This is a genomic window from Paraburkholderia caffeinilytica (assembly GCF_051027425.1).
In the GTDB taxonomy this organism is placed as follows: Bacteria; Pseudomonadota; Gammaproteobacteria; order Burkholderiales; family Burkholderiaceae; genus Paraburkholderia; species Paraburkholderia caffeinilytica_A.
Genome location: NZ_CP186552.1, coordinates 3,511,877 through 3,532,223 on the forward strand (window position 1 = coordinate 3,511,877; position 20,347 = coordinate 3,532,223).

The 20,347-nt window shown below is 64.1% G+C and carries 18 protein-coding genes; 11 read left to right on the forward strand and 7 right to left on the reverse strand.

The window, feature by feature from the left end; genetic code table 11:
- The first annotated feature begins 66 nt into the window (after positions 1-66).
- From ACOSV0_RS15475 to guaD, 10 genes are all read left to right on the forward strand, one after another.
- A complete protein-coding gene (locus ACOSV0_RS15475; protein WP_434107027.1) occupies positions 67-753 on the forward strand; it encodes a DUF2848 domain-containing protein in 687 nt (228 codons plus the stop codon).
- A gap of 7 nt (positions 754-760) precedes the next feature.
- Complete coding sequence (locus ACOSV0_RS15480) at positions 761-2,113, forward strand: MFS transporter (RefSeq protein ID WP_434107028.1); 1,353 nt, start codon at positions 761-763, stop codon at positions 2,111-2,113.
- 142 nt (positions 2,114-2,255) lie between these two features.
- Entirely contained in the window at positions 2,256-2,936 is a 681-nt protein-coding gene (locus ACOSV0_RS15485; RefSeq protein ID WP_434110305.1) for a GntR family transcriptional regulator, read from the forward strand.
- Positions 2,937-3,058: 122 nt separating this feature from the next.
- Entirely contained in the window at positions 3,059-4,438 is a 1,380-nt protein-coding gene (locus ACOSV0_RS15490; protein WP_434110307.1) for an amidase, read from the forward strand.
- Positions 4,439-4,581: 143 nt separating this feature from the next.
- Positions 4,582-5,091, forward strand: a complete 510-nt coding sequence (locus ACOSV0_RS15495; protein ID WP_434107029.1) for a disulfide bond formation protein B — start codon at positions 4,582-4,584, stop codon at positions 5,089-5,091.
- 514 nt (positions 5,092-5,605) lie between these two features.
- Positions 5,606-7,153: a xanthine dehydrogenase small subunit gene (gene xdhA / locus ACOSV0_RS15500; protein ID WP_434107030.1), complete on the forward strand. Its 1,548-nt coding sequence runs from the start codon at positions 5,606-5,608 to the stop codon at positions 7,151-7,153.
- Positions 7,153-9,600, forward strand: coding sequence for a xanthine dehydrogenase molybdopterin binding subunit (xdhB, locus tag ACOSV0_RS15505; RefSeq protein WP_434107031.1), 2,448 nt, complete (start codon positions 7,153-7,155; stop codon positions 9,598-9,600). The genes xdhA and xdhB overlap by 1 nt, the downstream gene beginning before the upstream one ends.
- 127 nt (positions 9,601-9,727) lie before the next feature.
- Entirely contained in the window at positions 9,728-10,741 is a 1,014-nt protein-coding gene (gene xdhC / locus ACOSV0_RS15510) for a xanthine dehydrogenase accessory protein XdhC (RefSeq protein ID WP_175050982.1), read from the forward strand.
- 96 nt (positions 10,742-10,837) lie between these two features.
- Positions 10,838-11,884, forward strand: a complete 1,047-nt coding sequence (locus ACOSV0_RS15515) for an adenosine deaminase (protein ID WP_434107032.1) — start codon at positions 10,838-10,840, stop codon at positions 11,882-11,884.
- A gap of 113 nt (positions 11,885-11,997) precedes the next feature.
- Complete coding sequence (guaD, locus tag ACOSV0_RS15520; protein WP_434107033.1) at positions 11,998-13,353, forward strand: guanine deaminase; 1,356 nt, start codon at positions 11,998-12,000, stop codon at positions 13,351-13,353.
- A gap of 111 nt (positions 13,354-13,464) precedes the next feature.
- On the opposite strand, the gene ACOSV0_RS15525 is transcribed toward guaD, so the two are convergent.
- Complete coding sequence (locus tag ACOSV0_RS15525) at positions 13,465-14,718, reverse strand: NAD(P)/FAD-dependent oxidoreductase (RefSeq protein WP_434107034.1); 1,254 nt, start codon at positions 14,716-14,718, stop codon at positions 13,465-13,467.
- Between the two features lie 106 nt (positions 14,719-14,824).
- Here ACOSV0_RS15525 and ACOSV0_RS15530 point away from each other — a divergent pair, with 106 nt between their 5' ends.
- Complete coding sequence (locus ACOSV0_RS15530; RefSeq protein ID WP_434107035.1) at positions 14,825-15,553, forward strand: class I SAM-dependent methyltransferase; 729 nt, start codon at positions 14,825-14,827, stop codon at positions 15,551-15,553.
- A 75-nt stretch (positions 15,554-15,628) separates the two neighbouring features.
- Here ACOSV0_RS15530 and ACOSV0_RS15535 read toward each other — a convergent pair whose 3' ends face one another.
- The 6 genes from ACOSV0_RS15535 to ACOSV0_RS15560 all read right to left on the reverse strand — a co-directional run bounded on the left by ACOSV0_RS15535 (position 15,629) and on the right by ACOSV0_RS15560 (position 20,347).
- Positions 15,629-16,075, reverse strand: coding sequence for an excinuclease ABC subunit A (locus tag ACOSV0_RS15535; RefSeq protein WP_434107036.1), 447 nt, complete (start codon positions 16,073-16,075; stop codon positions 15,629-15,631).
- A gap of 53 nt (positions 16,076-16,128) precedes the next feature.
- Positions 16,129-16,551, reverse strand: coding sequence for a signal peptidase (locus ACOSV0_RS15540; protein WP_434107037.1), 423 nt, complete (start codon positions 16,549-16,551; stop codon positions 16,129-16,131).
- Between the two features lie 136 nt (positions 16,552-16,687).
- The gene (locus ACOSV0_RS15545; protein ID WP_434107038.1) at positions 16,688-17,917 is read right to left on the reverse strand and encodes a beta-ketoacyl synthase N-terminal-like domain-containing protein; all 1,230 of its coding nucleotides are present in this window, start codon (positions 17,915-17,917) and stop codon (positions 16,688-16,690) included.
- Entirely contained in the window at positions 17,914-19,140 is a 1,227-nt protein-coding gene (locus ACOSV0_RS15550; protein ID WP_434107039.1) for a beta-ketoacyl-ACP synthase, read from the reverse strand. The genes ACOSV0_RS15545 and ACOSV0_RS15550 overlap by 4 nt, the downstream gene beginning before the upstream one ends.
- Positions 19,140-19,865, reverse strand: a complete 726-nt coding sequence (locus ACOSV0_RS15555) for a 3-ketoacyl-ACP reductase FabG2 (protein ID WP_434107040.1) — start codon at positions 19,863-19,865, stop codon at positions 19,140-19,142. Before ACOSV0_RS15555 ends, ACOSV0_RS15550 begins: the two co-directional genes overlap by 1 nt.
- Positions 19,862-20,347, reverse strand: coding sequence for a hotdog family protein (locus ACOSV0_RS15560; protein WP_434107041.1), 486 nt, complete (start codon positions 20,345-20,347; stop codon positions 19,862-19,864). The genes ACOSV0_RS15555 and ACOSV0_RS15560 overlap by 4 nt, the downstream gene beginning before the upstream one ends.

A 20,347-nucleotide genomic window follows, 5' to 3' on the forward strand; every position in this document is an offset into this window, starting at 1 on the left:
TGACACGCTGGACGCCAGTGAAATATCACAATAATATTTGTCGCATATTTTCATGGGAGTCGAGTAATGCAGGTGTCCTTCAATGTTGTAGATCGTTCCGGCGACAGTCGCGCCGATATCGCCGAAGTGAATCGTCTGACGATCGCCGGCTGGGCCGGACGCGATCAGGCGGCGATCGAGCATCACATCGCCGAACTGGCCGAACTCGGCGTGAAGCGGCCGTCCACCACGCCCTGCTTCTACCGCTTGGGCGCCGAGCTGCTGACGCAGGCCGAACAGATCGACGTGGTCGGCGCGAAGTCCAGTGGTGAAGCCGAATGCGTGCTGGTGCGCGCGAAGACGGGGTTGCTCGTTACCGTCGGCTCGGATCACACCGACCGCGAAGTCGAGGCCTACGGCGTCACCGTTTCCAAGCAGGTCTGCCCGAAACCGGTCGCACGCGACGCCTGGCGTTTCGACGACGTGGCCGGTCATTGGGATCAACTCGAACTGTGTGCTTTCGCTGTGACGAACAACGGCGAGCGGCGCGTCTATCAGCAAGGCAGCGTCGCGTCACTGCTGCCGGCCGCCGATCTGCTGGAACGCGCTCCCGTGGCAGAAGGCGCCGCGATGTTCTGCGGCACGCTGGCGGTCCAAGGCGGCATCGTCGGGATGGCCGACGGCGACGCGCTCGAACTCGAACTGCACGACCCCATCCTGAACCGCACGCTGCGCCACGCCTATCGCGTGCACGCGTTACCTATCGTCGAATGAGGCATTCATGAATCCCCCTTCGCTATCCGCCAACGCCGACGTGTCTTCCGACGCGTGGCTCGAAGCCGCCGCCCTGCGCAAGATCACGTGGCGCATCATGCCGTTCCTGTTTCTCGTCTACGTGTTGTCGTACCTGGACCGCGTCAACATCGGTTACGCGAAGCTGCAGTTCACCGGCGACCTCGGCCTTTCGAACGCGGCGTACGGACTCGGCGCGGGGATATTTTTCTTCGGCTATTTCGTGTTCGAAGTGCCAAGCAATCTGCTGCTGAAGAAGTTCGGCGCGCGCGCCACCATCGCCCGCATCACGATGCTGTGGGGCCTGCTGTCGTGTCTGATGATGTTCGTGCGCTCGGAAACGATGTTCTACGTGCTGCGCTTTTTTCTCGGCGTTGCCGAGGCCGGTCTGGTGCCGGGCGTGGTGTTGTATCTGACCTTCTGGTTTCCGTCCGACCGGCGCGCGCGGATGGTCGCCGTGTTCATGGCGGCGATTCCTGTGGCAGGGATCATCGGCGCACCGTTGTCGGGCTTTCTGATGTCCGCGCTGCATGAAGCGCACGGTTTGCGCGGCTGGCAGTGGATGTTTCTTATCGAAGGCATTCCGTCGATCCTCGCCGGCTTCTGGGCGCTTGCCGTATTGCGCAACACACCCGCCGAAGCCGCCTGGCTCACCGACGACGAAAAGCGCGTGATCCTCGCCCGCCTCTCGCGCGAAAACACCGCCGCTGCGGCGGCCGGCGCCGAGCATAGTCTGGCGGTTGCGTTACGCTCGGGCCGCTTCTGGCTGCTGACGCTGATCTACTTCTGCCTCGTCACCGGCAATGCGGGTTTCTCATTCTGGCTGCCGCAGATCGTCAAGGACCTCGGCGTCACCAATCTCGTCACGAATGGCTTCGTCACCGCGATTCCGTATCTCGCGGCGGGCATCGGCATGATCCTGATCGGCCGCTCGTCGGATATCACGGGCGAGAGGCGCTGGCACTACGCCGTGTGCTGCTTCATCGGCGCGGCGGGCCTGCTCGGCAGCGCTTCGGTGACCAATTCGATTCCGCTCGCCGTCACCGGTCTGTCGATCGCGTATATCGGCATTCTGGCGGGCTTCGGTATCTTCTGGTCGATGTCTACTACGTTCCTGCAAGGCACCGCGGCCGTGGCCGGCATCGCCGTGATCAACTCGATTGCGAATCTGGCCGGCTACGTGAGCCCGTATGTGCTCGGCATCGTCAAGGATGCGACGCATAGCGTGACCTTCGGGCTGGTGCTGATCGCGGGAGCGTTGATTGTCGGCGGCCTGGTCACGTTGATGATGCCGCGCGTCAAGGTGCAGCACGCCGCGGCGGCTACACCGAGCAGCGCCTGATTTTGCCGTTGTTGCATAAATGACGTGACGCGCGAAGCGCGCGTCACGCGCGGACCGCACCGGTGAGCCGCCGCCCACCAGGCGCCGTCCTCGCAAAACCTTGCTCTACAATGCGGACGACATTGCCCGCTTCCTTCTTCACATGACGCTTTTGCAGACTGCCCGCCGTTCCAGTGCCCCCCGCGAGACCGCCACGGCCAGCCTCGCCGAGCAGGCTTATGCCTTCGTCAAGCGCGAAATCATCACCATGCGTTTGCGGCCGAGCGAGGTGCTCAACGAAGCGGAATTGATGGTGCTGACCGGCATCGGCAGAACGCCGGTACATCAGGCGCTGCACCGGCTGGTGCACGAAGGCATGCTCACCATCATGCCGCGCAAGGGCATCATGGTCCGCCCGGTTTCGCTCGACGACGTGCTGGCGATCATCGACGTGCGGCTCGTCAACGAAAGCTACTGCGTCGAGCTGGCCGCGCGTCACGCGCAGCAACACGATTTCGACGCGATGCAGGCCCTGCTCGACCGCTCGTCGGTATGCGTCGCCGCGCACGATATCGAAGGCATGATGGATATCGACCGCGAGTTTCATCTGGCGATTTCGGCAGCGTCGCGCAACCCCGTGCTGGCCGACATTCTGCGTGGCCTGCATGAACGCTCGCTACGCTTCTGGTTCATTTCGCTGTCCGAGCCGCATCATCTCGAAGACGTCCATGAAGAACATCTGGAACTGTTTCGCCTGCTGCGCGAACGCGATGCCGAAGGCGCCCGGCAATCGGTGCAAAAGCATATCGAAGCGTTCCGCGCAACGCTCTTCAACCGCATCTGATCGAAGCCGACCGGATGCCGCGAATTAACCGCATTATTGAACGCACAAGTTAACCTCGCTGATCGACCCCAACCGCGACCTCAACCGGCTTCACTCGGTTCAACCGGATGCTTCCCGACACCATGGCCACTGAATTCACCCCCTTCCCGCCGCTAGCCCAGCTTGCCGCCGACCTCGCCGCCGGCCGCACCACCAGCCGCGCACTCGTTGAAACCGCACTCGAACGGATCGCCGATCCGGCCGGCCAGGGCGCCGCCGTCTTCATGCACGTCGACGCCGACAGCGCCCGCGCCGCCGCCGACGCGCACGACCGCCTGCGCGCCGCCGGCACCGTGCTTTCGCCGCTCGCCGGGATTCCGGTGTCGGTCAAAGATCTGTTCGATATCGAAGGCCAGCCGACGCGCGCCGGTTCCGTGGTGCTGGCCGATGCGCCCGCCGCCAAGGCGGACGCGGTCGCGGTCGCGCGCCTGAAACGGGCGGGTGCGGTGATCGTCGGGCGCACCAACATGAGCGAGTTCGCGTTTTCCGGCCTTGGCTTGAACCCGCACTACGGGCATCCGCTGTCGCCGTATCAACGCGGTGTAAAGGGCGACGAGCGCATCTCGGGCGGGTCGTCGTCGGGTGCCGCTGCATCGGTCGCGGACGGCATGGCGGCCGTCGCACTCGGCACCGACACCGGCGGCTCGATCCGCATTCCGGCAGCGCTGTGCGGCCTGACCGGCTTCAAGCCGACCGCCGACCGCATCCCGAAGCAAGGCGGCGTGCCGCTCTCGTCGACGCTCGATTCGTTCGGGCCGATCGGCGTCTCGGTGGCGTGCTGCGCGCTGGTCGACCGCATGCTGGCCGGGCTCGAACCGCGCATCCCGGCGTCCCGGCCGCTCGAAGGCGTGCGCCTTGGCGTATTGACCAATTTCGTGACGGACGGCGTCGAACCGGCGGTCGCCGCCGCGATCGACACGGCGCTCAAGCATCTGGAAGCCGCCGGCGCGATCGTCAGTGAAGTGCGCTTTGCGCCGCTCGACCGTCTGCCTGAAATCAACCGATTCGGCTTTTCTCCGATCGAAGCGTATGCATGGCATCGTCCGCTGCTGGAGAAACACCGTGACCAATACGATCCGCGCGTGCTGGTGCGAATCCTGAAGGGTCAACCCGCCAGCGCCGTCGATTATCTGGACCTGCTCGCCGAACGCCAGGCCATGCTCGACGAAGCCGCGCGCACGCTGTGGCAGCGTTTCGACGCGGTGGTCGCGCCCACCGTGCCAGTGCTGCCGCCGCGCGTGGCCGACCTGATCCACGACGACGACGCCTTTGGCCGCACCAATGCGCTGATCCTGCGCAATCCGAGCACGTTCAACTTCCTCGACGCCTGCGCGCTGTCGCTGCCCTGCCATTTGCGCGGCGACGCGCCGGTCGGCCTGATGCTGGCGTCCGCGCCGCACGCCGACGATGCCTTGCTGGCAATCGGCCGCGGCGCCGAGGCGGTGCTCAATGCGATTCGCTGATCGGAGCCTGAGCGGACACCGAGAGGACGCTGAGCGGACGTCAAGCGGGATGGCGGCTTAAAAGCGCGATAAGCGCCAGGGCGGGGGTTCGCGCTAGAATCGCGAGCACCCGCCCTTTCCGTTTCCAGACAGCCACACGATCCATGAATAACGACAATGCGATGCTGCGCCGTGAGCGCTCCCTGCTGGTTCTGCTTGGCCTGATCTGCGTCGGCCTCGTCGCCGGCGCGCTGTATCTGCAGTACGGGCTGCACGAAGACCCGTGCCCGCTGTGCATCATCCAACGCTATTTCTTCCTGCTGATCGCGATTTTTGCGTTCCTCGGCGCGCGCTTCAACAGCTGGCGCGGCGTGCGTCTGCTGGAAGTGCTGGCGGCCCTGTCGGCGTTGGGCGGCATCGTTACCGCCGCGCGGCACGTGTATGTCCAGGCGAATCCGGGCTTCAGCTGCGGTTTCGACGCGCTGCAGCCGGTGGTCGACAGCTTGCCGCCCGCGCACTGGCTGCCGGGCGTCTTCAAGGTCGCCGGCCTCTGCGAAACGGCCTATCCGCCGATTCTGGGCCTGTCGCTGCCCACCTGGTCGCTGGTTGCTTTCGTGGTGGCTTTCATCCCACTGGCGCTGAGCCTGGCCAGGAATCGCCGCCGGTTCGCCTGATCGGCGCTTCCGGTCGATCTGACTGAACCGGCGCCGGCCTTTGCCCCGTCTTCCACGACGGGGCGAAGGCCGGCGTTTTCACGTCCGTGCCGGTCCGGCGAATCCACCGACCGCAACCGGCAAATTGCCCATCCGCCTGTGGTTTGCGGCATTTTTGCGATAAAAAACGCTTCTTGCGAGCGTGAACCCTCGGTCCCGCCCCAACCCCGACAAGCCCCGCCGAACCGTCCAGGCGACGCTCCGCGGATAGCCAGCCGCGCTCCCTCACTTTCTCGCCACGCCCGCCCCTCAAGGCTTTGCGTCACTCACCCCGCGTCACGCAACTTCCTGCCCTGGCGCGAATCGTACTTATCTCATGACCGCTTCCGAATAAGCTTCATGCGAGTTGGGAAATATTTTCGAGACGGGGTAGTGCTAACCTCGAACCTGGATGGCGATCTACGTGCGCGAGGCCGGCTTTGGCGCGACCCCATGCGTAACGCGCGCCCGGTCCGCACTGTCTTTCGAATTCGCCATGACAACGCAAACCATCCGCTTTTATCACCAGGGGTCCGTCCGTGAGGTCGCGGGCGTCCCGGCGTCGCGCACCGTGCTTCAGCACCTGCGCGAGGATTTGCATTGCACGGGGACCAAGGAAGGCTGCGCGGAAGGCGACTGCGGCGCCTGCACCGTGGTCATCGGCGAACTGGATGCGCAAGGCGGGCTCGCGCTGAAAGCGGTCAACGCCTGTATCCAGTTCCTGCCGACGCTGGACGGCAAAGCCCTCTTCACCGTCGAAGACCTGCGCGCCGCCGGCGGCACCCTGCACCCCGTCCAACAGGCCATGGTCGATTGCCACGGCTCGCAGTGCGGTTTCTGCACCCCCGGCTTCGTGATGTCGATGTGGGCGCTGTACGAAAACCAGCCGGCAGCCGCCGGTCTGCCCACCCGCGACGAAATCAACGCCGCGCTGTCCGGCAATCTGTGCCGCTGCACCGGCTACCGGCCGATCGTCGACGCCTCGCAGAAGATGTTCGACTACCCCCACTACCCGCGCGTGACGCTGGATCGCAAGGCGGTCGCCGGCAAACTGCGCGAGATCCAGCGCCGCGATACCTTCGAATACAGCGCGCCCGATACCCGCGGCGGCGCATTCGGCTCGCCCACCTTCCATGCCCCGGTCACGCTCGCTGCATTCGCCAAACTGCGCGCCGCGCATCCGCAAGCGCGCCTGCTGGCAGGCAGCACCGACGTCGGCCTATGGGTCACCAAGCAGTTCCGCGACCTCGGCGACATCCTGTACATCGGCAACGTCGCCGAATTGAAGACGATCGAGCGCGACGCGCAGACGCTGACGATCGGCGCCGCCGTCACGCTCGAAGATGCCTACGCGGCACTCGCCGCCGACTACCCCGAACTGGCCGAATTGTGGACGCGTTTCGCGTCGCTGCCGATCCGCAATGCCGGCACGCTCGGCGGCAACGTCGCGAACGGCTCGCCGATTGGCGATTCGATGCCGGCGCTGCTCGCGCTCGACGCCGAAGTCGTGCTGCGCCACGGCGCCAAAACCCGCACCCTGGCGCTCGACGCCTTCTACCTCGGCTACCAGAAGACCGCGCTCGCGCCCGGCGAATTCGTCGCGGCGCTGCGCGTGCCGCGTCCGGCACGCGATCTCCGTTTTCGCACGTATAAGGTATCGAAGCGCTACGATCAGGACATCTCCGCGGTGTGCGCCGCGTTCGCGCTGCACATCGACGAGAACGGCGCGATCAGGGAAGCTCGCATCGCGTTCGGCGGCATGGCCGCGACGCCTAAACGCGCCGCGCAAACCGAAGCCGCGCTAAATGGCGCAATATGGGACGAAAACACTGCGCGGCAAGCCATGAACGCACTCGTTGCCGATTACCAGCCGCTCACCGACATGCGCGCCTCGAGCGCCTATCGACTGAAGGTGGCGCGCAATCTGCTGTGGCGCTTCCACCTCGAAACGCGCAATGACGCGCCGCTCGCCCTTTTCGACGTGAATGCGTTCGCGTACGAAGCCGACGCGCCGGACGCGGCCGTTGCGAAGGAGTCGTCGTGATGAACCGGACCGATGCTTTCGTCGAACATGCTGCAAAGCACGCCGCCGTTCGGGAGAGCGAGACGGCGATCGGCGTGTCCTTGCCGCACGAATCGGCCGCGCTACACGTGAGCGGTGAAGCCACCTACACCGACGACGTCCCCGAATTGCACGGCACGCTGCACGCAGCGCTTGGACTGTCGCGGCACGCGCACGCGCGGATCGTGTCGCTCGACCTGGACGCCGTGAGAAAAGCGCCGGGTGTGATCGCCGTATTGACCGCCGAAGACATCCCTGGCGAGAACAATTGCGGCCCGGTGCTGCACGACGATCCGATTCTCGCCGTCGACGAAGTGCTGTATCTCGGCCAACCGGTGTTCGCCGTCGTCGCCGAAAATCACGAGCTCGCGCGCCGCGCCGCAGCGCTGGCGAAAAGCGACGACGTCGTACGCTATGAACCGCTCGAAGTCGTCCTCACGCCCGCCGAAGCGAAAGCCAACAAGCAGTTCGTCCTGCCGCCGCTGCATCTGAAGCGCGGCGAGCCGGACGCGAAGATCGCCGCCGCGCCGCATAAAATCCGCGGCACGTTCGAAGTGGGCGGCCAGGAACAGTTTTATCTCGAAGGCCAGATCGCGTACGCCGTGCCGAAGGAAATGGACGGCATGCTCGTCTACAGTTCGACGCAGCATCCGAGCGAAATGCAGCAGGTCGTCGCGCATATGCTCGGCTGGCCGGCGCACAACGTCGTGTGCGAATGCCGGCGCATGGGCGGCGGCTTCGGCGGCAAGGAATCGCAATCGGCGGTGTTCGCGTGCGTGGCGTCGCTGGCGGCGAAACTGCTGCGCCGTCCGGTCAAACTGCGCGCCGATCGTGACGACGATTTCATGATCACCGGCAAGCGCCACGACGCAGTCTACGAATACGAAGCGGGCTTCGACGATAGCGGCCGCATTCTCGGCGCGCGCGTGGAAATTGCCTTGCGAGCGGGCTATTCCGCGGACCTTTCTGGCGCGGTCGCGACGCGTGCAGTCTGTCACTTCGACAACGCGTACTACCTGTCCGACGTCGACATCGTCGCGCTGTGCTGCAAGACGAATACGCAGTCGAACACTGCGTTTCGCGGCTTCGGCGGTCCGCAAGGCGCGCTCGTGATGGAAGTGATGCTCGACAGCATCGCACGTCAATTGAAGTGCGACCCGCTCGATGTGCGGCTCGCCAACTACTACGGTATCGGCGAGCGCGACACGACGCCGTACGGTCAACGCGTCGAAGACAACATCATCGCGCCGCTAACGGATGAGTTGCTTGAAACCAGCGACTACCGCGCGCGCCGCGAAGCGATCGCCGCGTTCAATGCGAAAAGTCCAGTGCTCAAACGCGGCCTCGCATTCTCGCCCGTGAAGTTCGGTATCTCGTTCAACGTGCCGTTTCTGAATCAGGCCGGCGCGCTGGTGCACGTGTACAAAGACGGTTCGGTGCTCGTCAATCACGGCGGCACCGAAATGGGCCAGGGGCTGAATACGAAGGTCGCGCAAGTCGTCGCGAACCAGTTCGGCTTGCCGCTTTCGCGCGTGCGCGTCACGGCAACCGATACGTCGAAGATCGCCAACACCTCGGCGACCGCCGCCTCCACCGGCAGCGACCTGAACGGCAAAGCCGCCGAAGCCGCCGCGCGAACCATTCGCGACAGGCTGGCCAAACTCGCCGCGAAGCAGCTCGGCGGTACTGCCGACGCGGTGGAATTCGCCAACGGCGAGGTGTCGGCAAACGGCGGCGCAATGCCGTTCGAACAACTGGTCGGCGCAGCGTATCTGGCGCGCGTGCAGTTGTGGTCGGACGGTTTCTATACGACGCCGAAAGTGCACTGGGACGCAAAAACGCTGACCGGTCACCCGTTTTATTACTTTGCGTACGGCGCGGCGGTGTCGGAAGTCGTGATCGACACGCTGACCGGCGAATGGAAACTGGTGCGCGCGGACGTGTTGCACGACGCCGGCCAGTCGATCAATCCGGCAATCGATATCGGCCAGGTGGAAGGCGGCTTTATCCAGGGCATGGGCTGGCTCACTACCGAAGAATTGTGGTGGAACCGCGATGGCCGTCTGATGACGCACGCGCCGTCGACGTACAAGATTCCGGCCGTCAGTGATACGCCCGTGGCATTCAATGTGCAGCTCTATCAGAATCAGAACGCCGAGCCGACCGTGTTCCATTCGAAAGCCGTTGGCGAGCCACCGCTGCTGCTGCCGTTCTCGGTATTCCTCGCGATTCGCGACGCGATCGCGGCTGCCGTGCCGGGTGCGGACGATGCGCCACCGTTGCGCGCACCGGCGACGCCCGAAGCGATTCTCGACGCGCTGGACGCGTTGCAATCGCCAGAGATGACGGCGCAGCGTGCGACAGGACAACCGGCGGAACAGCCAGTGGAAGCGGCCGTCACGGCCATAACCGCCATGCCGCCCGTTTAGCAATCTGACGAAACGTTGAAGAACTTCGAGCAACACCAAGCAAAGGCCCCGCGCGACACGAACGCGTCCCGCCACGCTCAACCGGCCGCACGGACACCCCGCTCGGCCACGTATGGAGAACCGCCGGATGCAAGCCTGGCTACCTGACCTGCAACAACTGCTCGCGCACGGCGACGCCGCCGTGCTGGTGACGGTCGCCCGCGTCGAAGGTTCGGCGCCTCGCGAAGCCGGCACCAAGATGATCGTCACGCGCGATTCGGCCAAGCACACGATCGGCGGCGGACATCTCGAATGGAAGGCCATCGAGACCGCTCGTCAGGTGCTGCGCGACGGCATGCGCTCGCCGCATATGCGCCGCCTCGAACGTTTCGCGCTTGGCCCGAGTCTCGGCCAATGCTGCGGCGGCGCCGTGATTCTCGCCTTTGAGCGCCTCGACATCGGCGACCTCGGCTGGATCACGTCGCTTGCAAAACGCGTCGCCGCGGGCCTTTCAACGGTGCGTAGCGTATCATTCGGCCCCGCACCGGATGCAGTGATGCTGTCCGACCCCGAACCGGGTGTGGATGCCTCCGACTGCCTGCTGTGGGACGGCGCCGGTTTCGACGACAGCGGCGCGCTGCTCACCGAAACCATTGCGCCAGGCGACTTCCAGGTCGTGCTGTTCGGCGCCGGTCACGTGGGCGCCGCGCTGGTTCGCGTGCTGGCCACGCTGCCTTGCACCGTGCGCTGGGTCGACGAACGCGACGCGCAGTTTCCGCCCGTGGAAACGCTGCATGCGCCGAACGTGAAGATCGATCCGAACGACGCGCCCGACGAAGCGATCGATCAGGCCGCGCCGCACACGTACTTCATCGTGATGACGCACAACCATGCGCTCGATCTCGAGTTGGCCGAGCGCATTCTGCGACGCGGCGATTTCGCGTTCTTCGGCATGATCGGCTCGCATAGCAAGCGCAAGCAGTTCGAACACCGGCTGGCCGCGCGCGGCATCGATCCGTCGCAGATTGCACGGATGAAGTGCCCGCTCGGCGTCGACGGTATCGTCGACAAGTCGCCGGAGATCATTGCGATCTCCGCGGCCGCCCAGGTGTTGCAGGCAGTGGAGGCGAATGCCGGCGCGCATGCGGCGCAGACAGTCTGATTTGTCGCACAATCGACCTGTCGCCCCATCGCGATTGCATGCTGCCCCGCATCCCGCATCCGGCGCGAACCGACTCCAATGAACTCCTGACCGACCATGAATACAACGACTGTGACCTCACTGCCAGAAAAAACCGCCCGTGCGCCGAAGGCCGAACTGCACATTCATATTGAAGGCTCGCTCGAACCCGAACTGATTTTTGCGCTCGCCGAACGCAACGGCGTGAAGCTCTCGTACGACTCGATCGAAGCCTTGCGTGCCGCGTACGCGTTCACCGATCTGCAATCGTTCCTCGACATCTATTACGCCGGTGCGAGCGTGCTGCTGCACGAGCAGGATTTCTACGACATGACGACCGCGTATGTCGAACGCTGCCTCGCCGATAACGTGATTCACAGCGAAATCTTCTTCGATCCGCAGACGCACACGGAGCGTGGCGTGCCGATCGCCACCGTCGTCGCCGGTATTGATCGTGCGTTGGCCGATGCGGAAAAACGCGGCATGTCGAGCAAACTGATTCTGTGTTTCCTGCGCCATCTGTCGGAAGAAGATGCACTCGCCACATTTGAAGAAGCCCGGCCGCTGTTCGAGCAGTACAAGCATCGCCTGATCGGCGTGGGGCTCGATTCGTCCGAGCGCGGTCATCCGCCGTCGAAGTTCGAACGCGTCTTCGCCAAGGCACGCGCGCTCGGTCTGAAGCTGGTCGCGCATGCGGGCGAAGAAGGCCCGCCGTCGTATATCTACGAAGCGCTCGATCTGCTCAAAGTGGACCGCGTCGACCATGGTGTGCGCAGCATCGAAGATCCGGCGCTCGTCACGCGTCTGGCCGATACACGCGTCGCGCTAACCGTGTGCCCGCTGTCGAATCTCAAGCTCTGCGTGTTCGACGACATGACCAAGCACACGCTGAAGGACCTGCTCGATCGCGGCGTCGCCGTCACGGTGAATTCCGACGATCCGGCTTATTTCGGCGGCTACGTGAACGCCAACTATTTCGCCACCATCGACGCGTTGAAGCTCAGCGATGCCGAGGTCTACACGATCATCCGCAACAGCTTCGAAGCGTCGTTCGTCACGCCCGAGCAACGCAGCGAACTGATCGCGAAGCTCGACGCGTACTGGCGCCCAAGCGGCCCGCATTGACGGGCCAACGAATGACAGCCGACGGCGGCACGGGTTCATTGAGGCACTCGAACCAGAATCAGGCCGCCGTCCGCGCTGTTTAGCTCCTCACAAGTAACGGAGACGGTTTTTCCATGACTCAATCGGCACAAGCGACCCAATCAGCGTTCCGCGCACAACTGCTGACCTTCAACGGCGATCCTGCGCAGTCGCCCAACGCGGCTGTCTTCCATGAGGACGGCTTGCTGATCGTCGAAGACGGCCATGTCGTCGCAGCGGGCGCGTACGCCGCGCTCGCGTCGCAACTCGCGCCGGGCACCCAGGTGCAGGAGATGCGCGACAAGCTGATCGTGCCGGGTTTCATCGATACACACATCCACTATCCGCAGACCGACATGATCGCGTCGCCGGCGCCTGGGCTCTTGCCGTGGCTCGACACGTACACGTTCCCGACCGAGCGCCGCTTCGCCGACCCGGCGTATGCGCGCGACACGGCGAGCTTCTTCGTCGATGAATTGCTGGCTTGCGGCACGACCACCGCGCTCGTGTATTGCACAGTCCATAAGGACTCGGCCGACGCGCTCTTCACCGAAAGCGAAGCGCGCAATCTGCGCATGGTGGCCGGCAAGGTGCTGATGGACCGCAACTGCCCCGAATTCCTGCGCGACACCGCGCAATCGGGCTACGACGACAGCGCCGAACTGATCGGCCGCTGGCACAACCGTGGCCGCCAGATGTACGCGCTCACGCCGCGTTTCGCGCCGACTTCGACCGAAGCACAACTCGAGGCGTGCGGCGTGCTGGCGGGCAAACATCCGGACATCTTCATCCAGAGCCACGTCGCCGAGAACACCGACGAATGTAAATGGGTCGCCGATCTGTTCCCGGGTCACCGCAGCTATCTGGACATCTACGATCACTACGGCCTGCTGCGCCGCCGCGCGGTGTACGGCCACTGCATCTACCTCGACGACGAAGACCGCAAGCGCATGGCGCAAACCGGCACGGTCGCCTCGCACTGCCCGACCTCGAACCTGTTCCTCGGCAGCGGCCTGTTCGACTTCGACAAGGCCGACGAAGCCGGCACGCCGATCGCGCTGGCAACCGACGTCGGCGGCGGCACCTCGTTCTCGATGCTACAAACCATGAACGAAGCGCACAAGGTTGCACGTCTGACGGACCATCATCTGACGGCCACGCGGATGTTCTATCTCGCCACCGCGGGCGCGGCCGAAGCACTCGATCTGGCCGACAAGGTCGGCACGTTGAAGCCGAAGTCGGAAGCCGACTTCGTCGTGCTCGATCCGCAAGCCACGCCGTTGCTCGCGCGCCGTACCGCACGCACCGAATCGCTCGAAGAACTGCTGTTCGCGTTCGCGCTGCTCGGCGACGACCGCGCGATCTACGAAACGTATGCTGCAGGCAAGCGCGTGCATCGCCGCGACGACGTGCGCCAGCATGCGCCGCGCGCGGCAAAGATCGCGGCTTAACTAGATTTCTGAGCTGAGTCCTGATCTGTAATTCAGGCGATCGAATAAAAAACGGCGCTTCTTTCAAGAAGCGCCGTTTTCATTGGCCCGTATCGTTATCGTGCAATCCGATCAAGGCTGCGTGCACACATTGTGCAACGCATTCAATCGCCGCACCGGATCCGCGACATAGGGGTTCGACTCATCCCACGCATAACCCGCCAGCACCGCGCTGATCATGCGGCGAATCGACGGCGTCTGGTCCGGATAGAAAATGATGTCCTGCAGTTCGCCCGTGTACCAGCGCTCGACGAAAGCCCGGAACGTATCGATCCCCTTGCGCAGCGGCACGTCATAAACGGCCGACCAGTCGACCTGCTCGCCATTCAGTTGCCGGTTCAACGTCTGCACGGCGAGATGTGCCGAGCGCATCGCAATCGTCACGCCGGACGAGAACACCGGATCGAGAAATTCACCCGCATTGCCGAGCAGCGCATAGCCCGGTCCATGCAATCGCTCGACATTCGCCGCATAACCGCCAATGTGACGCACCGGCATCAGGAACGGCGCGTTGCCGATCAACGGCCCAAGTGTCGGTTCCTGCTGGATCAGCGCACGCAGTTTCGCGTCGCGCTCCGTCTCCGGCACATCGAGGAAACTCGCCTCGGCGACGCAACCCACCGACGAGCGGCCGCCTGCCAGCGGAATCATCCAGAACCACACGTCGCGGCGCTCCGGGTGCGTCGCCACGCAAATCTTGTTGCGATCGGTCGTGCCGGCAGGAATGCCGTCCCGCACATGCGTGAAGATCGCGGCACGGGTTGGCATGCGCGTGGGCGCTTCCAGATTCAGCAAGCGCGGCAGCACGCGGCCGAAGCCGCTTGCGTCGAACACGAAGCGCGTTTCGACTTCATACGCGTTGTCCGTTTCGTCGATCACGTCGAGCAGCGGCCTGTTGCCGTTTTCACCCGTCTGCATGGCGCGGACCGTGTGGCCGAAACGCACGTCGGCGCCCTGCTCTGCCGCGCGGCGAATCAGAATATCGTCGAACACCGCGCGCTCGACCTGATACGTGGTGCCCCAGCCCGGCGAATGTTTATCGCGGAAGTCGAACGCCGACGTCTTGTCGCGGTAAACGAAATGCGCGCCGTTCTTGTACTGGAAACCGGCTTCGACCACCGCCTGCAGCATGCCGGCCTCTTCGAGGTACGCCATGCTTTGCGGCAGCAGACTTTCACCGATCGAGAAGCGCGGAAAATGCTGGCGCTCCAGCACCAGCACCGAACGGCCCGCCCGGCGCAGGAGCGCCGCCGCGACCGCGCCCGCCGGCCCCGCGCCGATGATCGCTACGTCGACATTGATGCGCTTTGACGAATGTGTACTCAAGGTTGCCTCGATCGTTTGCTTGCACTAAACAGCTTTACGCTGCATCCTTACTTTTCGTTACAATTACGCGTCACGGCTAGAACAATATTTCGCCTGGGAGCCCAGCGTGTCGCCATCCGAAACATCCAGCGTGCCTTTCGTGCCGGAAACGGCCTTCGGGATCTGGTTCCTGCGTACCTATACGTGGGAACATCACGTTCTACGGGTCGCGATTAACGACCTCAAACGCCTGATCGACGCACCCTTGCCTGCCGCACCGGTAATCGTCGACGTCGGCTGCGGCCAAGGCATTTCGTTCCGCCTGCTCGCCGAGGCGTTCAGGCCGCGCCGCCTTGTCGGCATCGATTTTCACGAGCCGTCGCTGGCGCTCGCCGCCAATGCAGCCAACGCCTGCCGCGACAAGCTCGCCGATATCGAACTGCTGCACGGCGACTGCGCGACATTGCCCTTGCCCGATGCCAGCGCCGACATCGTGTTCTGCCATCAAACCTTTCACCATCTCGTCGAGCAGGACCGCGCGCTCGCCGAATTCCGCCGCGTGCTCAAACCGGGCGGCATTCTGCTATTCGCCGAATCCACCGACGCGTACATCAAATCGTGGGTGATCCGGTTGCTGTTCCGCCATCCCATGCACGTGCAGAAAAGCGCCGACGGCTACCTCGACATGATTCGCCGCGGCGGCTTCCGCTTCGAGCAGCGCAACGTCTCGCTGCCGTATCTCTGGTGGAGCCGCGCAAAAGACTTCGGCCTGCTCGAACGTCTCGGCCTGTCCCATCCGCAACCTGGCAAGCGTCGTGAAACGCTGGTCAATGTCGCGGCGGTCAAGACAGATTGAATCTTGCCGGGGCAGTGGCGTGCCACTGCCCCGGCAGTCATCACGGCACGCTTACTCGCGTGACGATTGGCGTGCTCACTTGCCGCGCAGCGTTACCACGTCACCCGTCAGCGCCACACCCGCAATTACCGCACCCGCGCCGCACGTGAACTCCGTCGCGCTTTCACGCACTTCGTTCTTGTAGTTGCTCTTGATGTTGATCACCGCGTTGCCGCCTTCCTTACGCGCGCGCTCCTGCAACTCGATCACGGCGGAAAGGAACACGTGCTGGCACGCTGCGAGGTCGCTCTTGCCGAAGGCGTTGGTCTTTTTGTTGGTCGCGAATTCACCCATCGTCTTAACGACAGACGGATGCGGCTGACCCGCGAAATACAGCGCGATGTCGTCACTCACCTTGCCCGGCTCGCTCTGCAGCGCAGGCGCGACCGGATAGTTGGCGACCGTGTCGCGGGCAAAAGCCTGCGTAGCGCTCAGCGTGGCGAGCGAAGCGAACAGCGCGGCAAACAGTACATTGCGTTTCATTGAGACTCCTTGGTGGTTTTTGTTGCTCTAGTGAGTTCTAAATTCGATTCGACCTAATTCGCTTCCAGCACAACCAGCTGGCCGCTCACCGCAATGGCGGCCGCGCTGGGGCTCACGCCGCACGTGAAGTCGGTCGACGAGTGCGTCTCGGTGCTATGAAAACGCGTCGACACATCGATCACGGCGTTGGCGTTGCGTTCGCGGGCTGCCGCACGCAGCTTCTCCACGGCTTCGGCAAGGGCTGCGTGACATGCGTCATCGGGACTCGACACCTTGCGCGCGATCCGCACGGAATAGGACACGCCGCCCAACTGGCTCTTCACCGCAGGGTGGTCCTGCTGGCCGAAATAGACCGGCACCCCGCCACGCGACTGACCGCCCGCGGCGGCGAGCGGCAGCGATTTCACGTCCGTGGCACAGCCGGCCTGCGTCAGCACGACTATTGCCAGCGCGCTCAGTACAAAACGTTTTTTCATTTTTATCGCTCTCGTTTCATTCGTTTCATTCGTTTCATTCGTTTCATTCGTTTCATTCGTTTCATTCGTTTCATTCGTTTCATTCGTTTCATTCGTTTCATTCGTTTCATTCGTTTCATTAGCCATCGCGGCCGGTTCAGCCGCCCCGCCACCCCTCAAACATCAGGCTTGCGCAACTGCCGCCGAACCCGAATGAAATCGACATCGCCGTGCGAATGCCTGCGTCGCGTGTCGTACGCACGAGCGGCATGTCGTCGAGATCCGGTTCCGGCGTCTCGATGCCCGTCGTCCCCGCGATGAAACCGTCGCGCATCATCAGCAGCATGTAGATCGCCTCGTGCGCGCCGCACGCCCCGAGCGGATGTCCGGTCATGCCTTTAGTCGACGAGAACGCGGGTACGTCCCCGCCGAATACTTCGCTCAATGCGCGCAATTCCTCGACATCGCCAAGCGGCGTCGACGGCGCGTGCGTGTTGATATAGTCCGGACGCTTGCCCGCATCGGCCAGCGCGCTACGCATCGCTCGCGCGATGCCTGCCGCGCGCGGGGTAACCATACCCGCGCCGTCCGTGCAGTCGCCGAAACCCGTCAGCTCGGCGTAAATGCGGGCGCCGCGCGCCAACGCATGATCGAGCGCTTCGAGCACCAGCACGCCGCCGCCCGACGCGATCACGAAGCCGTCGCGTGCCGTATCGTAGGGACGCGAAGCGCGCTGCGGCGTGCCGTTAAAGTTGCGCGACAACGCCCCCATCGCGTCGAACATCAGCGTCGTGTTGTCGTGCAGCGACTCGCTGCCGCCGGCCAGCACGATCTGCTGGCGGCCGGTCTGGATCAGCTGCATCGCCTGACCGATGGCGAGCGCCGACGTCGTGCACGCCGACGACGGCGAATAGCTCACGCCTTCAAGTCCGAACACCTGCGCGACATTGGCCGACGCGGTACTGCTCATTGCATGCGGCACCGTATAGGGCGGCACTTTATCGACCCCACGGGTATTGGCAATCGCTACGGCCGCGTCGTAACTCGACATCGTGCCGACGCCCGAGCCGATCACCGTGCCGGCACGTGGCGAACGCAACGCGGCGGGGTCGAGCCCGGCATCGTCGATCGCTTTACGCGCGGCGTGGCACGCAAAACGCGCGGTATCGCCCATGAAGCGCTCGAACTTGCGCTCGAACGGCGGCTCCTGCGCAACCGACGCGACACCGGCCACCTGCGAGCCGAAACCACGCTCACGCCACGCGTCGATCCGTTCGATGCGCGAGCGGCCCGCGCGCAGCGCGGCGGACACTTCGTCGAGCGTATTGCCGAGGCACGACACGATCCCCATGCCGGTGACGACCACGCGTTGCATCGCGACGCTCATCGAACGCGCCTGAAAATCAGCGACGTGTTGATGCCGCCGAATGCAAAGTTGTTGCTCATCACATGTTCGGCGTCGATCTCACGGCCCGCGCCGACGATGTAATCGAGCGGCGCGCAGGCCGGATCGACGTTCTCCAGATTCAAGGTCGGCGCATACCAGTTGCGCTTCATCATCTCGATGGTCCACCACGCTTCCAGCGCACCGCACGCGCCGAGCGTATGGCCGACATAGCTCTTGAGCGAACTGATCGGCATGCGCGCGCCGAAGGTCTGCGCGGTCGCATGACTCTCGGCGATGTCGCCACGGTCCGTGGACGTGCCGTGTGCATTCACATAGGCGATCGCTTCGGGCGGCAGTTGCGCATCCTGCAGCGCGAGCTGCATGGCAAACGCCATCGTTTCGGCGGTCGGCTGCGTCATGTGCGCGCCATCCGAATTACAGCCGAAGCCGACGATCTCCGCATGAATCCGCGCGCCGCGCGCCACCGCATGTTCGTACTCTTCGAGCACCAGCGTGGCCGCGCCTTCGCCAACCACCAGACCGTCGCGCGCGGCGTCGAACGGACGCGGCGTGAGATGCGGTTCGTCGTTGCGCGTGCTGGTCGCGTACAGCGTGTCGAACACGGCGACCGCCGGGCCCGACATTTCTTCCGCGCCGCCCGCCAGCATCAGCGTCTGCTTGCCGCTCTGGATCGCTTCGTACGCGTAGCCGATCGCCTGACTGCCCGATGCGCACGCGCACGAGGTCGGGATGATCCGGCCTTTCAGATCCCAGAACAGGCTGACGTTGACGGCCGTGGTATGCGGCATCATCTGCACGTAGCTGTTCGACGTAACGTCGCTCATCGAGCCGGTTTCGAGCATCGAGCCGAACGCGCGAATCGGTTGCACCGAGCCCGACGACGAGCCGTAGGCGACGCCCATGCGGCCGTCCTTGATGGATGCGTCGTCGGCGAGACCCGCGTCGGCGAGCGCCAGTTCGCTTGCTCGCACCGAATACATCGACACCGGTCCCATCGAACGGGTCTTCTTGCGCGGATAGTGCGCAGGCGCCGTGAAGCCCGGCAACGGACAGGCAAGCCGCGTATGCAGCGACTCGAAGTAATCCCACTCGGGCATCCGGCGCACCGCGTTCACGCCGCTCTTCAGGCGCGTTTCGATCACGTCCCAGCTATCGCCGAACGCCGTGACGCCCCCCATGCCGGTAATGACGACGCGTTTCATCACACCATCCCACCATTGACGCCGATCACCTGACGCGTGACGTACGAGGCCGCATCCGACATCAGGAAGCTGACCACGGACGCCACTTCGGCAGGCTGGCCGACGCGGTTCATCGGCACCGTCTTCAGGACCTGCTCGAGCGGCAGGTCGTCGAGCATGCCGGTTTCGATCAAACCCGGCGCCACGCAATTGACGGTGATGTTGCGCGTCGCCAGTTCGACGGCGAGCGCCTTGGTCGCGCCGATCAGCCCGGCCTTCGCCGCGCTGTAATTGACCTGGCCGCGATTGCCGATCACGCCGGAGACCGACGCGATCGTGACGATACGCCCGCCCTTGCGCGCACGCACCATCGGCATGGTCAACGGATGGACAACGTTGTAGAACGAGTCGAGACCGGTTTCGATCACGATGTCCCAGTCTTCTTCGGTGAGTGCGGGAAACGCGGCGTCGCGGGTCACACCCGCGCTGCATACGATGCCGTAGTACGGGCCGTTCGCCACGACATCCACTTCGAGCACTTCCCGGCACGCGGCGCGATCGCGCACATCGAATTGCAGCACGCGCGCCGTGCCGCCTTGCGCGGCAATGCCCGTCGCGACGGCTTCGGCTTCGGTGCGGCCCGTGCGGCAATGCACCGACACCGCGAAGCCGTCGGCGGCCAACTTGTACGCAATCGCACGGCCGATGCCGCGGCTTGCGCCGGTAACGAGAACACGCCGGCTCATGAACTGAAACTCCCTTCGATGAATGACTGGAAATCGGGCGGTTGAAAGACCTTGATGACCGCCTCGGCGCAACACACATCGCCGTGGTGGATCGTGCATTCGTAGGCGCCGTGGCCTTCTTCGCTGCGCAGTAATTCTGTTGCGTGGATCAGCAGCTGGGCGCCGCTTGCGAACGACGGCTGCAACGCTTTGTAGCTGCGCGAGCCGAGCAGCACGCCGGGCCGCGCCCGGCCGCCGCCGCGCATGGCCAGCAGCGCGACATGCGCGGCGATGGCCTGCGCCATCAACTCGATGCCGATCCATGCCGGCATCGCGCCGTCGGCGTCGGCATACCATGCGTCGGCGCGTACGCTTGCTCGCGCGCTCAATGCATCTTCGCTAAACGTGTTCACGGCATCGATCAGCAGCATCGTGCCGCGATGCGGGATGATCGATTCGATCGGTTGCAGGACAAGGTCCTGGATGGAGGACGTCTGGGTCAT

Coding starts and splice junctions, on each gene's coding strand:
- ACOSV0_RS15535 (WP_434107036.1), bottom strand. CDS start 16,075: ATGAAACGCAATGTACTGTTTGCCGCGCTGTTCGCTTCGCTCGCCACG.
- ACOSV0_RS15480 (WP_434107028.1), top strand. CDS start 761: ATGAATCCCCCTTCGCTATCCGCCAACGCCGACGTGTCTTCCGACGCG.
- xdhC (WP_175050982.1), top strand. CDS start 9,728: ATGCAAGCCTGGCTACCTGACCTGCAACAACTGCTCGCGCACGGCGAC.
- ACOSV0_RS15490 (WP_434110307.1), top strand. CDS start 3,059: ATGGCCACTGAATTCACCCCCTTCCCGCCGCTAGCCCAGCTTGCCGCC.
- xdhB (WP_434107031.1), top strand. CDS start 7,153: ATGAACCGGACCGATGCTTTCGTCGAACATGCTGCAAAGCACGCCGCC.
- ACOSV0_RS15475 (WP_434107027.1), top strand. CDS start 67: ATGCAGGTGTCCTTCAATGTTGTAGATCGTTCCGGCGACAGTCGCGCC.
- ACOSV0_RS15495 (WP_434107029.1), top strand. CDS start 4,582: ATGAATAACGACAATGCGATGCTGCGCCGTGAGCGCTCCCTGCTGGTT.
- ACOSV0_RS15540 (WP_434107037.1), bottom strand. CDS start 16,551: ATGAAAAAACGTTTTGTACTGAGCGCGCTGGCAATAGTCGTGCTGACG.
- ACOSV0_RS15560 (WP_434107041.1), bottom strand. CDS start 20,347: ATGACCCAGACGTCCTCCATCCAGGACCTTGTCCTGCAACCGATCGAA.
- guaD (WP_434107033.1), top strand. CDS start 11,998: ATGACTCAATCGGCACAAGCGACCCAATCAGCGTTCCGCGCACAACTG.
- ACOSV0_RS15545 (WP_434107038.1), bottom strand. CDS start 17,917: ATGAGCGTCGCGATGCAACGCGTGGTCGTCACCGGCATGGGGATCGTG.
- xdhA (WP_434107030.1), top strand. CDS start 5,606: ATGACAACGCAAACCATCCGCTTTTATCACCAGGGGTCCGTCCGTGAG.
- ACOSV0_RS15515 (WP_434107032.1), top strand. CDS start 10,838: ATGAATACAACGACTGTGACCTCACTGCCAGAAAAAACCGCCCGTGCG.
- ACOSV0_RS15550 (WP_434107039.1), bottom strand. CDS start 19,140: ATGAAACGCGTCGTCATTACCGGCATGGGGGGCGTCACGGCGTTCGGC.
- ACOSV0_RS15555 (WP_434107040.1), bottom strand. CDS start 19,865: ATGAGCCGGCGTGTTCTCGTTACCGGCGCAAGCCGCGGCATCGGCCGT.
- ACOSV0_RS15485 (WP_434110305.1), top strand. CDS start 2,256: ATGACGCTTTTGCAGACTGCCCGCCGTTCCAGTGCCCCCCGCGAGACC.